This window comes from Chryseobacterium sp. FH1 (genome assembly GCF_000735135.1).
In the GTDB taxonomy this organism is placed as follows: Bacteria; Bacteroidota; Bacteroidia; order Flavobacteriales; family Weeksellaceae; genus Epilithonimonas.
This window is the reverse complement of sequence record NZ_JPLZ01000006.1, coordinates 1,850,248-1,865,846: the sequence shown is the minus strand read 5'-3', so window position 1 is coordinate 1,865,846 and position 15,599 is coordinate 1,850,248. Positions and strand designations below refer to the sequence as shown.

9 protein-coding genes are annotated in these 15,599 nt (G+C 38.0%); all 9 read right to left on the bottom strand.

Features of this window, described 5'->3' with window-relative positions:
- Positions 1–81 precede the first annotated feature (81 nt).
- The 9 genes from IO90_RS15360 to IO90_RS15320 all read right to left on the bottom strand — a co-directional run bounded on the left by IO90_RS15360 (position 82) and on the right by IO90_RS15320 (position 15,505).
- On the bottom strand, positions 82–2,118 hold the full coding sequence (locus IO90_RS15360) for an alpha-glucuronidase (RefSeq protein WP_034968423.1): 2,037 nt from the start codon (positions 2,116–2,118) through the stop codon (positions 82–84).
- 77 nt (positions 2,119–2,195) lie between these two features.
- Complete coding sequence (locus tag IO90_RS15355; protein WP_034968421.1) at positions 2,196–3,164, bottom strand: glycoside hydrolase family 43 protein; 969 nt, start codon at positions 3,162–3,164, stop codon at positions 2,196–2,198.
- A 129-nt stretch (positions 3,165–3,293) separates the two neighbouring features.
- The gene (locus IO90_RS15350; RefSeq protein WP_034968419.1) at positions 3,294–4,409 is read right to left on the bottom strand and encodes an endo-1,4-beta-xylanase; all 1,116 of its coding nucleotides are present in this window, start codon (positions 4,407–4,409) and stop codon (positions 3,294–3,296) included.
- A gap of 6 nt (positions 4,410–4,415) precedes the next feature.
- Entirely contained in the window at positions 4,416–5,864 is a 1,449-nt protein-coding gene (locus tag IO90_RS15345; protein ID WP_034968417.1) for an MFS transporter, read from the bottom strand.
- 33 nt (positions 5,865–5,897) lie between these two features.
- On the bottom strand, positions 5,898–7,811 hold the full coding sequence (locus tag IO90_RS15340; protein ID WP_081871832.1) for a sialate O-acetylesterase: 1,914 nt from the start codon (positions 7,809–7,811) through the stop codon (positions 5,898–5,900).
- Between the two features lie 646 nt (positions 7,812–8,457).
- Positions 8,458–10,185 (bottom strand): sodium:solute symporter family transporter, encoded by a 1,728-nt coding sequence (locus tag IO90_RS15335; RefSeq protein ID WP_034968415.1) that lies wholly within the window; start codon positions 10,183–10,185, stop codon positions 8,458–8,460.
- 2 nt (positions 10,186–10,187) lie between these two features.
- Positions 10,188–11,249, bottom strand: coding sequence for an aldose epimerase family protein (locus tag IO90_RS15330; protein WP_034968413.1), 1,062 nt, complete (start codon positions 11,247–11,249; stop codon positions 10,188–10,190).
- Between the two features lie 20 nt (positions 11,250–11,269).
- Positions 11,270–13,774, bottom strand: coding sequence for a glycosyl hydrolase 115 family protein (locus IO90_RS15325; RefSeq protein WP_228374695.1), 2,505 nt, complete (start codon positions 13,772–13,774; stop codon positions 11,270–11,272).
- 33 nt (positions 13,775–13,807) lie between these two features.
- A complete protein-coding gene (locus IO90_RS15320) occupies positions 13,808–15,505 on the bottom strand; it encodes a glycoside hydrolase family 43 protein (protein ID WP_228374694.1) in 1,698 nt (565 codons plus the stop codon).
- Between the last annotated feature and the right edge of the window lie 94 nt (positions 15,506–15,599).

Here is a 15,599-nt window from a genome sequence, read left to right as displayed (position 1 = left end):
ATTTTGTAAATATTAGATTTTCAAATAATTAAATATTGATTTCGAAAAAGCTAAAAGCAAAAAGCAAATCGCTATCAGCATTTAATTATGATGTCCCATATTCAGTTTAATTTTCTTCAAATCTTCCAATTCGTGAACTGGCCTTTCGATGTCGTAAGGAATCGGCATTTTTGAAAATTGCTGGAAATAAAGCAAGCAAGCATCCTTCCACCAAACCGCATCTTTAGCCTGAATTTTCAGCCTAGATTGCACTGATTTGAATCTATCTTCATCAACAAATTTTTGCAATACGTCCCAAGTTTTTTGATAATCACGAACATTTTTTACGCCCGTGTCATATTTATAAGACAATTCTTCCCAAAGCGTTTTTCCATCTTTCATTTTGTAATCCCAAGGCACGTGATGGAACCAAAGAATTAAATTTTCGGGTGTAGTTTTGATATTTCCATAGATGTTGTCCAACGGCGGAAAATATTGCGAAACGGCGTTGCTTCCAGATTTTGTTCTGTCGAAACCAAGTCCTTTTTCATTGGCTTGATGATAATAAACCGGAGACCAATCTGGCCTTCCGCCTTTGTAATCACCCCAAGGTTCAGGTCCATAATGATGTCCAGATGCAAAAATGTGGTGAAGTCCCAAAGGCATCATATAATCCACGGCAGTTTCCCGAGAAGAAAGCATCATTTCCTTTACCGGTTTTACGAATTCCTGATTATACGTAAAAGTCATTTTAATCCACTCATCTGCAATCTGTTCTGATGACAAACTGTGATTCCAAGCCAATCGTCCGAAAGCGTACCAATTGGCCTGTGCAAAATGATGCCCTGTCCAGTTTTTATCTTCTCCGATGTTTGCGACTGCAGAAATTGCAGTCAATTTTGCTGGTCTTAAAGTGCCGTCTGTGATCTTCGCAATCGTAGAACCTTTTCCGTCAGAATAAGTATCACTGTCGAGCGTTTCTTTGAATAATGGCGCGAGATAAACCAGATGATTTGAAAAACCTAAATATTCCTGAGTAATCTGAAACTCCACCATTTCCGGCGTTTTCTTCAAAGCGCCGAAAAGTGGATTGAAAGCTTCGCGCGGTTGGAAATCCACAGGTCCATTTTTGATCTGAACAATCACATTATCCTTGAATTTCCCATCCAACGGAACAAATTCCAAATAAGCTTGCTTCGCACGGTCTTCTTTGCTCGGACTGTAAACGAAAGCTCTCCACATCACGATTCCGCCGTTTGGTTTTAAAACATCGCCCATCATATTGGCACCATCTGCGTGCGTTCTTCCGTAATCTTGCGGGCCAGGTTGTCCTTCGGAATTGGCTTTCACCAAAAATCCACCGAAGTCTGGAATTATTTTATAAATTTCGTTTGCTTTGTTCTTCCACCACTTCTGGACATCTTTGTTCAATGGGTCAGAATTTTCCAATCCACCCAAAACTTTTGGCGAAGAAAAATTTACTGACAGATAAACTTTGATGCCGTACGGTCGGAAAATATCTGCCAAGACTTTCACTTTTTCAAGATAATCTTTGCTAAGGATTTTCGGAGAGGCGTTGACGTTGTTGAGAACAGTTGCGTTGATTCCAATCGATGCGTTGGCTCTTGCATATTCTTCGTATCTCGGAGAAATTTTATTAGGCAAATCTTCCCATTTCCATAGAGAATATCCAGCATAACCGCGCTCAATCGTTCCATCCAGGTTGTCCCAATGGTTCAGGATTCTGACGTCGTAAGATGGTTTTTCGGTGATATTAAGGTTTGAAGTTGAGGATTTTGTTTCCTGCAAACGCAAAAGATGATAAACGCCGTACAACAATCCGATTTCTTTTTCGGCAGAAATAACCAATCTATTTTGAATTGATTTGATTGTGTAACCGTCTTTCAAATGCTTCAAAGATTTGTCGGTTCTGAGTTCCAATGCCTGACCTTTCCAATGGTTCATCAATTCTTTTTTTGCAATCTCAAGAGTCGGATTGTTTCCTTTAGAAATAATTTTATCCGCAGAAATTCCGTTTTTGGCATTTGGAAAACGAAGCCATAATTTGCTTCCGTCTTCAGCGAAAATTGAGAATGGAATTAATAAAAATATTAAAATGTAGGCTTTGAAATTTTGCATTTGAAATAGTTATGTCCGCAAATTAAATTCACGATTAATAATATTGAACTTGTCAGATTCTCTGGAATTTGGTTTGATTAATTTTCCAAACCTTCTATGGTTTTTATTTTTCCATTTTCGTCGTATTCCAGTTCGATCACCTTCATACTTCTGAGCCAGGTTTTTCCGCCACTTGGAACACTGTCGTGGTAGAACAAATACCATTTCCCTTTGAATTCTGCAATGCTGTGATGCGTGGTCCAGCCAACAACCGGCGTTAAAATTTCACCTTGGAAAGTAAACGGTCCATAAGGATTGTCACCAATCGCATAACACAACAGATGAGAATCTCCTGTGGAATATGAAAAGTAATATTTGTCATTGTACTTGTGCATCCAAGACGCTTCGAAAAACCTGTGAGGATCGCCGTGAAGTAGTTCTTGACCATTTTCGTCTAGGATCAAAAGGTCTTTTGGTTCTTCGGCAAATTCTAACATATCATCGCTCAAACGGGCGACTTTTGAAGGAATTGCAGGCTCATCATCGTTTGGAAACAGTGCAGATTCCAAAGCTTTGTTATTTCTGTAACGTTGCAATTGTCCGCCCCAAATTCCTCCGAAATACATATAATGATTCCCATTTTCCTCAAAAACACAAGGATCGATGCTGTAACTTCCCAACATCGGATGTTTCTGAGGAATGAAAGGACCAGACGGTTTATCACTAATTGCCACACCAATTCTGAAAATATCATTTCTATCTTTCAGAGGAAAATACATATAATATTTACCGTCTTTGAAAGCCACATCGCAATCCCAAAGCTGACGACCAGACCAAGGAATATCCTTCACAGAAAGGACAACACCGTGATCTGTAACTTCCCCGTTTTCCACATCATCCAAAGAAAAAACGTGGTAATCATTCATATCGAAATGATCGCCGTTATCGTTTTCCTCAATGCCACTTTCTCGGTCGTGGGATGGATAAATGTAGATCTTATCTTCGAAAACGTGAACGGACGGATCGGCCATATAATCTTTTGGGAAAAGGTATTTTGATTGTTTCATTTAATTTTAGATTTTTAGATAATAGACTGATAGATGATAGATTGATTTTCTCGCAGATTATTCAGATTTCGCAGATTAATCATATATAAAAATCTGCCGGATTTGCTAAATCTGTGAGAGATCGAAATTCTATTTTGTAAGTTTTATAATTTTTTCAACGACTGGTTTTGCTTCACATTTGCGGTCAAAAAACAAGGCGTAATCGGTGCGTCCTTTCACAGGGAAATCATTTTTCCAAGATTGGGAGTCTGTCAAGCCCCAGAACGTGACTCTTCGGATTTTATCTTTGTGTTTCAGAAATAATTTGAAGAAATCGGCATATCGATTTTCCCATTTTTCCTCGACATCTTTTGGAAGTCCATTGACATACGGATTCATTTTCTCGTCGTACTCAACTTTGTCAGCAATATTTGCAGAAGTTCCCCACGGTGACGGTAGAACGCTGAGATCCAACTCCGTAATATTGACTTTCACGCCAGCTTGCGCATACTTTACGATTGCATTTTCATATTCTGCCAAAGTCGGACTGCTCATATCAATGTGAGCCTGCATTCCTACGCCATCAATTCGGATTCCGCGGGATTTCATATTCTTCACCATTTTGACAATGGTTTCTATTTTTCCCGGATGCCATTCGTTATAATCATTATAATAAAGCTCAGCTTGTGGATCTGCTTCCTGAGCGTATTTGAAAGCCAACGGAATAAATTCTTCTCCTAAGATTTCAAAGAATTTGCTTTTCCGATAAGATCCATTTTCCATAATAGCCTCATTAACAACGTCCCAACCTTTTATTTTTCCTTTGTATCTGGTAACGACGGTTTGAATGTGATTTTTCATTCTCTGTTTCAAAGCTTCCGCAGAAACATCATTTCCATTTTTATCAATGAAAAACCAATCTGGTAATTGGGAATGCCAAATCAAAGTGTGTCCAATTGTGAACATCTTATTTTTCTCTCCGAGAGATACAAATTTGTCTGCATCATCAAAGAAAAACTGACCTTCCTTCGGTTGTAAAAACATCGATTTCATACAGTTTTCTGCAACAATGGAATTGAATTGATCTTTTACAATTTTTGATTCTTGCAGATCCGATTCGTAAATTTGAGAAAGCCCTAAAGCTGTGCCTATGAAAAAATCATTTTGGTACGCAGATTTCAACGTAGATGATTTTTCCTGCTGTCCAAAAAAGCTGTTGGAAAAAGCCAAAGTTGCAATGCTCACAGAGATTATTATTTGTTTCATATTCAATTATTTTTTTCTTCTTTCTGCCAAATCCTGCTCTATTTGTATTTCTGTCTTTTTATCAATTTTATAAAAGAAAAGCAAACCGCAAGCGATAAAAAATGGAATCGATGGGAAGATACTAACCAGCATTTTTGCACCTTTGGAAACTGTTTCCGGCTGAATGACATTCACGGCACCTTCTGTAGAAATGTATCCATATTTCCCTATTATCAAGGCTACCAATGAACTTCCAATGCTCAAACCGACCTTCAAACCGACCATCATTGCAGAGAAAATAATTGCGGTGGCTCTTCGATTGTTTTTCCACTCAGAATAGTCAGCAACATCTGCAATCATCGCCCAAAGCAAAGGTGTTCCGATGCCGTAGAAGAATCCGTGGAAAATCTGAGAAGTAAACATTAACCCTACTGATTTCGGAGGAAACATTAGGAAAATCAAGATGAAAACCGTTGAAATGAAAAGTGAAACAACGTAAGTATCACGCTTCCCAAATCTGTCTGCAAATCGTTTTGAAAACGTAATCCCAACAATCATCATAATGATTCCGCCAGCATTGAATAATCCAAATCCAGCTGAGCGAGGATCTTCGCCAAAGAAATTCATCCCGATGGAATTGAAAAAATTGGTGATCGGAGAAATGAATTCCTGAAGCGCTGTCTCGTCGACATAATTATTAAAATAGTAAACGTAGGAACCGCCTTTCATCGCCAATGTCACGAAAATCAAAGCCGTTACAGACAACATTATAATCCAAGGCTTGTTCTTGAAAAGGTCTTTCAAATCTAATCTCAAGGTCGATTCTTGCTCGGGTTTTGGAACTACTCTTTCTTTGGTCGTTAGAAAAGTAATGAGCAACATCACGGTTCCAATGATCGCCAGCCAAGTCATCACACTTTCGATTCCAATGGCTTTGTCGCCATTTCCAACGGACAAGATAATCGGCAACATAAACACCTGAACGAAAAACTGTGCAAACATTACTGCTACGAAACGATAAGAAGAAATACTGTTTCTCTCGCCCATATCACCTGTGATCACGCCACTTAACGCCGCATAAGGCAAATTGTTTCCAGCGTACAAAAGAAGCAACAACGTGTAAGTCGCAGCGGCGTAAACCATTTTCCCTTTGTAAGAAAAATCGGGCGTGCTGAAAGCTAAAAGCGCGGCAACACCAAGCGGAATCGCCGTCAACAGAATCCAAGGACGGAATTTCCCCCATTTGGTTCTGGTTCTGTCCGCCAAAGCGCCAACCATTGGATTGAACACAAAGCCAGCCAACAATCCAACACTCAATGTGATGATCGAAGCATCTTCCGGTTTCAATCCGTAAATATCGGTGTAAAAATAAGCCAGATAAGTGACCAAAGTCTGGAAAACCAAGTTGGCCGCCAAATCTCCTAAACTGTAGCCTATCTTTTCAACGACAGATATTTTTTGAGATGAGTTGTTCATTATTATAATTGATATTTGATAAATGATAATTGATTATTCTGTCGTAAATGATGAAGCTGGAAGACCAGTTTTATTGAATAGATTTCCGCTCGGATTGTCTGCCCAATTGTATCTTACGGCTTCTGGATTCTGAATGTTTTCGCTCCAAACGATGATTTTATTTCCTTCGATCTTTGCGTTTGCCCAAATGTATTTTCCATCTTTTCTTTTGATAGCGAAACCTTTCAATTCTGAAACATTTTCGAAATCATCAGTTCCGGATTTGAAAGACAAAATCACTTTTTTTCCATCGATTTTCATTGATTGATAAACAGGTCCGTCTGCAATGATATTCTCTTTGTCAGCGATTTTAAAAGCCTGCAAAGCCAATCTGTCGCCAACTGTTTTTTTGTTTAATGGATGGATGTCATTCCACTCTCCAATGTCTGTGATGACCGCCAATCCGGTGTTTTGAACTTTCAAAGAAACAAGACGTTGCTGATCTCTCAGTTCTGCCCAATTGCTTTCCAAAGGTTCACTTTTTTGCTCCATAAAATTGGCTAATTGAACTACCAAAAACGGTAAGTCTTTTTGATTCCATTTCGTTCGCCAATCTGAAATCATCGTGGTCAAAAGATCGCCGTATTCTTCTGGTTTTTTAGTATTACTTTCGCCTTGGTACCAAAGAAAACCTTTGATCTGATAATTGATTATTGGATGAATCATCGCGTTGTAAAGTCCAGTCGGTTTCCAGCGAATGAAGGTTTGTCCGGGAGCCATTTTTTCCATTTTGGCACCAACTTTATATTTCCATTCGCCTTCGAGATTTATTTTTTGACCATCAATTTCCAAATAATAAGGTTTTTCTGCAATGAACTCTCCTCTTCCGCTTCCATTGATCACTCTTACGCTAATGATATTTTTTCCATCTTTCAAAACACCAGCTGGAATGTCGTACCAACGTGGCGGATATTCATAAGTTACATTTCCGATTTTCACACCATTGATGTAAGTTACATCGGCATCCTTGATTCTGCCAAGATTCAAAAAAGCGGATTTTCCCGCCGTTCCTTTTGACAAATTGATTTCCTTTCTGAACCAAACCGACCCGTCAAAAGAACCTTCTGTGTCTTCCCAAGATCCTGGAATGTTCATCGTTTTCCAATCCGAATCATTGGTTTCAAACTTTTCCCAATGTTGATTGAAGCCAATATCACTTTGATCCAATTCTTCGTACCAAGCTTTACTTAGCGCTTGTTCTGTGGATTCTGTGGACCTTATCAAATCACCGTTTTGCCATTTTTTAGCTTCATCCAGATATTCAGGATAATTTTTCAAAGCATTTTCATCCATCCAAGCCTGAATTGGAGAACCGCCCAAATTTGTATTAATTATGCCAACCGGAACTTTATTTTTTTCATTAATGTTCTTCGCAAAGAAATAAGCGACGCCAGAAAAATTGAGGATTGTCTGCGGATTTGTCGCTTCCCATTTCCCCGATTCAAAATCATTCTGAGGAACTTTAAAATTGTATTTTTGAGGAACTGTGAAAAATCTGATGTGTTGATTGTTAGCAGTCTTGATTTCATTTTCATAAAGCGGTTTTAATCTTCGCATCGGCAATTCCATATTAGATTGGCCGGAAGCTACCCAAACGTCGCCTATGAAAATATCTTTCAAAGTGATCTCATTGATTTTCATTATATAAGGTCCGCCTGCGATTTGCTTTGGAAGTGTGATTTTCCAATTTCCATTTTGATCGGCTGTCGTCTTGTATTTTTTATTAATAAAATTAACTTCGACTTTTTCACCATCATCTGCACTTCCCCAAATTTTCAATTTTTGATCGCGTTGCAAAACCATACCATCAGAAACCAATGCAGGCAACTTTACTTTTGCATCAAACAAATTAATGAAGCAAAATGCAAAGAGAAAATACAAGATTTTAGAAGTATTGAAATTCTTCATTTATCAATTCTATGTTAATTAAATAAAAATTTGAGTCTTGGTTGATTCTACTTTTCTAAAAATAAAAGAAACTATCTACATACAAAACATTTTTGCGATGCAAGCAGATTCATAGGAAAAAATTGAATTGAAAACTAAATAAAAATATTAAAAAAAACGACAGGCTTATCATAAAAAATAAGATTAATAAAACCTTCTGAAATAAAGCACAAACGTTAGGATTGTTGATATACAATTGATTAAATAAATTGTCAAAATCTTTAGAATTTTTGGTGGTGTCTACTTATCGTAATTTTCACAATATCCTTTTGATTGAAATTTATGAAAAGTCAATTTTAACATCATAGTAACTTTAACATAATTTTAACATTGTGTTCATTTAAAATTAATCTTTATTAGATGAAAATCGATGAAATATAAAAGCTTTCAATAACTGAAATGACCATCAAAACTGATAATTTTGGATAATTCTCTAAAACATTGTTTGAAAAAGTATAAATTGAAGAGATACTGACAAGATCAATACAATTAGAAAAAATATTAAAACAACTTTATAAAATTATAACAAACTGATTTTAAATTAAATATAAAAAAAATAAGGATCAGTAACGATAATCCTTATTTTTCTAATAGTTTGATTTGAGCATTACCAAAACTTAACATAAATCGCCGTCAAGAAAAGAAGCGTAATGACGATCAAAACCATAGTTCTAGGGTCAACTTTGAACATCGATCGATCTATATCAAACGCCTTCGGATTGATTTTCGGACCAGCAAGACTTATCAAGATCATCACAGCAACCGTGATGAAAAATGACCAACCCATATTGATCAAAAACGGAATTTCTGTAATGGTGTTCACTACTCCATTTTCGAACTTTTCATAAGTGAATGCCGTATACAGCCAAGTTTCTTTCCCGAAGATATCCACCGCAAAATTATTGAAGAAAATGGCTAATAGAAATCCTAGAACAACACCAACCAAAGCTGCAGTTCCCGTGGTGCGCTTCCAAAACATTCCCAAAAGGAACATCGCAAATACGCCCGGACTTATAAATCCTGTATATTTCTGAATAAAGGTAAATCCACCTTCGCCACCAATTCCCAAAACATCGGTCCACGTAAAAGCCAACGCCACAAACATTGCAATGATAATCGCCCAACGTCCCGTTCGTACCAATTGGATTTCGGTAGCATCTGTTTTGAAATATTTTTTATAAATATCCAATGTGAAAATGGTGGAAATACTATTGACTTTTCCAGCTAACGAAGCAACGATCGCTGCAGTAAGCGCTGCGACGGCAAGCCCCTTCAAGCCAGAAGGGAGAAATCCTAAGATTGCAGAATAGGCGCCATCTTTAATACCATTGAAACCTTCCAAATGACCTTCTCTATGCAAAACATAAGCGGCAATTCCTGGAAGCATTACGATGATTGGCATAAATAACTTTAAGAATCCAGCGAACAAAATTCCGGTTCTGGCTGTTTTCAAATCTGCGCCCAAAGCACGTTGCGTGATGTACTGGTTGCAACCCCAATAGTTCAAATGCACAATCCACTGTCCAGCAAAATACATCGCCAAACCTGGCAAGATCATATATTTCTGAACACTTAGATTCTCGGGCATTGCCAGAGTTGTCGTGGTCATCGTAGGTTTGTCCAATATTAATTTGAAATGTTCCGGCGCCTCACTCAACAAAGTATTGAAACCCGTCCAAGCACTACCAATCGTCGCACCATTGATTCTCTGATCCACAATTTGCAAAGCCATATAAACTGTTGCAAAACCACCGATAATCAAGACTGCCACTTGGATGACATCGGTGTATCCAATCACTTTCATTCCGCCGAGACCAATAAGCAAAGCCATCAGAAGCAAACCAATCATAATGATGTGGAGATTCTCGCCACCCAACAAAGTGTCGATTGCCAATGCGCCCAAATAGAGAATTGAGGTAAGATTTACAATCACATACAAAAATAGCCAGAACACTGCCATAATGAGCGAAACAGACTTGTTGTAGCGCCTTTCCAAAAACTGAGGCATCGTGTAGATCTTATTTTTAAGATAAATCGGGATGAACCAAATCGCAATGATGATCAGTGCAATCGCCGCAATCCACTCGTACGCGGCAACAGCAATTCCGACAAAAAAACCTTCGCCACTCATCCCAATGAACTGTTCTGCTGAGATGTTAGAAGCTATCAAACTGGCTCCAATTGCCCACCAGGTCAGCGATCCTTCCGCAAGGAAATAATCCTGACTTCCCGTCGCCAAAGATTTTTTTCGGTTATAAATCCAAATTCCATAGCCCGCGACTACGATGAAGTAAATCAAGAAAATGACGATGTCAATGGTTGCTAAATTTCCCATAACTATTTTTTAACTGAAAATTTGTAAATCGTTTTTGAATCATATTTTTCTCCCGGTCTCAACACGGTTGATGGGAAAGCTGATTGGTTCGGAGAATCTGGGTAATGCTGAGTTTCCAAGCAAAACCCGGTTCTCTTTTCACTTTTTCCGCCAGTTTTGGTTTCGAATTTTCCATCGAGGAAATTGCCGGAATAGAACTGAACGCCTGGTTCGGTTGTCAAAACTTCCATCACTCTACCCGATTCCGGGTGATGAACTTTGGCGATATTTCTAAGTCCGTTTCCATTCAGAATATAATTGTGATCGTAGCCATTTCCAAATTTCAATTGCTCGTCATCTTGATTAATATCTTTTCCGATTGGTTTTGAAACTGTAAAATCAAAAGCGGTATTTTCCATATTTTTCAATACTCCAGTTGGAATCATCGTGGAGTTTGTCGGAAGAAATTGATTGGCATCAATCTGCAATTCGTGGTCAGTAATTTCTTTGGTAAAATCTCCAGAAAGATTGAAATAAGAATGTTGCGTCAGATTGACAATTGTAGGTTGGTCGGTTTCTGCTTCGTAAGAAATTTCTAAAGAATCATCGTCGTTCAAAGTATATAAAACTGTAGTTTTCAGATTTCCCGGGAAACCTTCTTCGCCGTCTGGACTTGTGTAAGTCAGTTTCAAAGTTGGAAATTCTGAGTCTTTTACAACTTCAATATTCCAAAACTTGGTGTGAAAACCATTGGTTCCACCGTGAAGATTATTGGAATGATCATTTTGATCGACTTGATAGGTTTTTCCATCAATCTCAAATGTTCCGTTCGCAATTCTGTTTCCGTATCTTCCGATGATCGCGCCAAAATAATACGGATTTCCATTGAAATAATCTTCTGGTTTTGTAAAGCCTAAAACCACATCCTCATACTTTCCATTTTTGTCCGGAGCCGTAAGAGAAGTGATGATTCCACCAAAATTGATGACTTCCAACGTCATCCCATTTTTGTTGGTCAAAGTGTATTTTTTAACCATTTTTCCGCCAGCCATTGTCCCGTAATCTGAAACTTGAATATTTTTCATTAATTTTAAATCTAATTAATTTACAAATCACTTTCCGGTGCACCAAGATAAGAATCTTTGAGCCCGCCTGTATCAATCAGAATCTTTTGCAGAACAATTCCCGCATCCAAAACTCGGAATCGTAAAGTATGTTTTCCGGCTTTTGAAATTCTATGTTTTGCTTTTGATTTGATGATATGTTCCGATTGCCATTGCCCTAATTCTCCACGATAATGTCCGTTGAAATTAATAATTTGAGGCTTTTCATTATCAAAAGAAATCTCATAACGAAGACCTTTGTTCGAATTAAAATTAAGCGTCGGCGCCAATAACAACTGAATTTCAAATTCACCAATTGTCGTGAAATCAACTTCATATTCAAGCGACACATTTTCATTTTGTTTAGGAGAAATATTTTGAGGAAAAGTCGTCACTCCTGACAATGTTTTTCCAAAATCTGGAATCACTTTCCATTCGATTTTATCTGAATTATTTTTTCTTGAAAAATGCTCCGCTTCGATAGAAATGTAGCCGTCTTTTTCTTTGTAAATCTTACTTTTTGAAAGTTCATTTTCCTTTAAATAAATCAATTCAGGCAATTTATTTTTGTCAGGCTGTTGCCAATTGTCGTAACCAATTCTGGTTTGATCCATCGTGTGTTTCCACTTTCCTTCAGAAATTTCATTGTTATATTTATTCTGAAGAATCGAATCATATTCAAAATTCTGTTTTGCTTTGTCGGCAAAATCATTCGCTCGGATGTCTTTTTTTGAGGCTAATTGGTGGTTTTTCGCAACATTAAAATACAACTCATACAAATTACTGCAAGCGTCAATCGGATACAAAACCAATTGGAAATACGCATCTTTATATTCAGCAGGAATCTCGTTGTACAAACGGTTTGCATCAAGTGAAAGGTTTCGGTAATCATTCACAACGGTTTCAAATTCTTTATAATTTTCCAGGCTGTAAGTTTTGCTGTCCAAAGTTTCCGGCGTCACTCTTCGGTTGTATTTCGCATAAAGATTGATCATCCTCGCAATTTCCTTAGAATGCTTTTCTCCAAACTGTTCAGAAGCCCAATTTTCCGTGTATTCCAAAAGATTATCGGCATTGAATTGTTTCGAATTCCAAGCCATTTCCATAAAGAAACTAATCGGAAACTCCATAGGTTTCAAATCGCCAACATTTACGACCCAGATTTTATCAACTTTGTGTTCATACGTCAGATTCATCTGTTCCCAAACGCGTTGGATTGGATTGATGTTTATCCATTTGGAATTCCTCGGTCCGCCAACGTAATCAAAATGATAATACATCCCGTAACCACCTTTGTGCAAAGGTTTGTTTAAATCAGGAAGCTTTCGGACATTGCCCCAATTGTCATCACAAAAGAGCAAAATCACATCGTCCGGAACTTTCATTCCTTCATCATAATAATCCTGAACTTCCTTGTACAAAGCCCAAACTTGAGGCGTTTTGTTCGGATTTTTTCCGGTCACATTCTGGATAATTTTCCGCTGGTCTTTGACGATATTTTCCAGCAAAGAAATATTGGTATCTTCGCCCATCGCCTCGTCGCCGTCGCCACGCATCCCGACGGTTACAAGCTTTTCCCAGTTTTTGCTTCGCTCGATTCCGGATGTCCAGAACTCCTGCAACACTCGTGCGTTTTTGGAATAATCCCAAACGTTCGGCAGATTATTTTTTTTGATGTATCGATGCCAATCGGTTTGCGCCAAAGCCATCGGTTCGTGGTGCGAAGTTCCCATCACAATTCCCATTTCGTCGGCCAAAATTCCGTTTTGAGGATCATCGTCGTAGAACGCTTTTCCCCACATCGCTGGCCAAAGATAATTGCCTTTGAGTCTCAAAATCAATTCAAAAACTTTCTCATAAAACTTGGAATTGATTCCGCCAAAAGTCGTCCTCGCCCAGGTTCCGAGTGAAGGTTCTTCGTCATTCAGGAAAATTCCGCGGTATTCTACAGCGGGCTCGTTGTCTGTGTAAACTCCTTTTTTGAAATACAGATTTTCAGATTTTTTGACCGGAACATCTGCCCAATAATGCCACGGCGAAACACCGATTTGTTTGGAAAATTCGTAGATTCCGTAGATTGTTCCGCGTTTGTCGCTTCCAGCAATCACGATGATTTCTGAGATTCCGTTGAAATCTTTGATATTTTGAATGAGATATTTTTCCCGTTTTCCCTTTAAATCTTTCTCGTTCAGTTTTTTCTGTTTGATTAATTCATCAATGATTGAATTGGTTCCAATCGTTCCAATAACTATTAACGGCGATTTAGAATTTGAAATTTGATTAATGACAATCGGAGTTTCGCCCGTCACTTTTTGAAAATCGGATTGAAGATTGTTGACAGCTCTCAGAATTCCTTTATCACTGGAAGAATTTGTGAAGATTGAAAGTTTCGTTGATTTCTCTTTGATAATGAGCGTTTCAGAACTTTTTTCTGTCGTGATGAAAGGTTCGGTCGCTTTTACATTAATGAAAAAGGAGAATATCATTAATAATAAAAAAAACTTCAAATAATTTATTTTAATTAATTGACTCATAAATATTTAAAATTTAATGTCATTATCCGAAGTTGCATATAAACCAATCAAACTTCCGGTGAATCCGCCTGCAACATCGGTTGATAGAATATCACCAGAAACTTTTCCACCAAGATTCTTGTAATTTTTCCCATCCAAAGAATAATTGAATTGGTAATCATCGGCCACCACAGAAACCTGAAGCTGAATATTTTTTGAAAGTGAAATCTTCTCACTAGAAATTATTGTTGAATTTCCTTTTTCCGTACGTTCCAAAACGATGTAGAAATCTTTGTACTTCTTCGTAATTCCAAAAACGTAATTGAAATTTTCGCTTTGATAGCAAGTGATTCCCGCCAATTCTTTTTCAGATTTTGGTTTGAAATCCAAGGTCACAGAAGATTCCGAAGTGGCGTGTTGCTGTCTGTGAAACAATGCCGAAACTGGCGCCTTCGCTTTGATATTCGTAGAAAACGGATTGATCTTAACACCATTTTTAGTCTGAGAAATAAAACTTTCACGCGGTCCACGCATCGCAATCCATCGGTAATCGAGTTGAGAATTTTTCAAATTATCACTAAAAGTAAAATTGCCGTTCGGGAAAAACCCGTTTTCATTGGTTTTATTATTTACGCCGTTTGGTAATTTTAATTTCGGTTTCATCGGCACCAAACCGTTTTGAAAAACTGGATAAGTTCCGCTCCAATCCACAGGCAAAATGAAGGTTTCGCGTCCTGTTGTCACTCTGTTTTTTTCGTTTGGACGAATCGCTAAGAACACGCCATAATAATTTCCATCAGGTGTTTCCACCAGATCGGCGTGACCAGCCCAATCCACTTTGTCTTTTCTTTCTTTTGGGAAATATCTTTGGGTAAGAATCGGATTATTTTTGCTTGGAACAAACGACCCTTTGGGAGAATCTGACATAAAGATGACCTCGCTGTGATTGCCTCCAGTTCCGCCTTCTGCACACATCAGGAAATATTTTCCGTCTTTTTTGTACAAATGCGGACCTTCTATCCAAATCGGTTTTTGGGCGATGTCCACGCCTCCATTCACGATAATTTTGTCTGAACCTGCCACTACCTGATCTTTTTCCAAATCGTAATCCCAGATTTTGATCACTCTATGACCGCTGTACTGCTCGGTTCCTTTTGTTGGCGCGTCGTTGTGGACGATGTAGGCTTTTCCGTCATCATCAAAGAAAATCGCAGGATCAATTCCATCAAAGTTTAGTTTTTTAACTTCGCTCCAGCCTTTTTTCGGATCTTTTGTTTTTACAACCATATTTCCGATTCCGCTTGCGATCTGCGTAGTTATCATATAAAATGTGTCGTTGTGCTTGTTGTATTTGATGTCGGGCGCGTAGATTCCTTCTGAGAATCCGGCTTTATCAACTTTCAATTGTGAAGGTCTGTCCAGAACGTGACCAATCTGTTTCCAGTTCATCAGATCATTAGAATGAAAAATCGGAACGCCGGGAAACATCGCAAACGAAGAATTGACCAGATAATAATCGTTTCCTTTTCTCGTGATGCTCGGATCCGGATAACAGCCTTGAAGAATCGGCGAATAGAATTCATCGGATTTGAGCGGATTTTCTGAGTAGATCTTATCATTCCCTTTGTATTGAAAATCTGAAAAAGTCTGTGCAGAAAGTTGAGAGATTGTCAAAAATGCTGTTGCAATCAGCGTGATTCTATTTATTTTAAAATTGAGAGTCATTGGGTTCTGTTTCATTATTAGATTGTAAATTGCTGATAGCGATTGTCTTTTGGCTTTCAATTCAACACTTTGAAAATTGAGAAATTCAGGTGAA

What these genes read in the sequence shown, in the direction of transcription:
- IO90_RS15320 (WP_228374694.1), bottom strand. Translation starts at nt 15,505, where the DNA reads ATGACTCTCAATTTTAAAATAAATAGAATCACGCTGATTGCAACAGCA.
- IO90_RS15340 (WP_081871832.1), bottom strand. Translation starts at nt 7,811, where the DNA reads ATGAAGAATTTCAATACTTCTAAAATCTTGTATTTTCTCTTTGCATTT.
- IO90_RS15355 (WP_034968421.1), bottom strand. Translation starts at nt 3,164, where the DNA reads ATGAAACAATCAAAATACCTTTTCCCAAAAGATTATATGGCCGATCCG.
- IO90_RS15360 (WP_034968423.1), bottom strand. Translation starts at nt 2,118, where the DNA reads ATGCAAAATTTCAAAGCCTACATTTTAATATTTTTATTAATTCCATTC.
- IO90_RS15330 (WP_034968413.1), bottom strand. Translation starts at nt 11,249, where the DNA reads ATGAAAAATATTCAAGTTTCAGATTACGGGACAATGGCTGGCGGAAAA.
- IO90_RS15350 (WP_034968419.1), bottom strand. Translation starts at nt 4,409, where the DNA reads ATGAAACAAATAATAATCTCTGTGAGCATTGCAACTTTGGCTTTTTCC.
- IO90_RS15345 (WP_034968417.1), bottom strand. Translation starts at nt 5,864, where the DNA reads ATGAACAACTCATCTCAAAAAATATCTGTCGTTGAAAAGATAGGCTAC.
- IO90_RS15335 (WP_034968415.1), bottom strand. Translation starts at nt 10,185, where the DNA reads ATGGGAAATTTAGCAACCATTGACATCGTCATTTTCTTGATTTACTTC.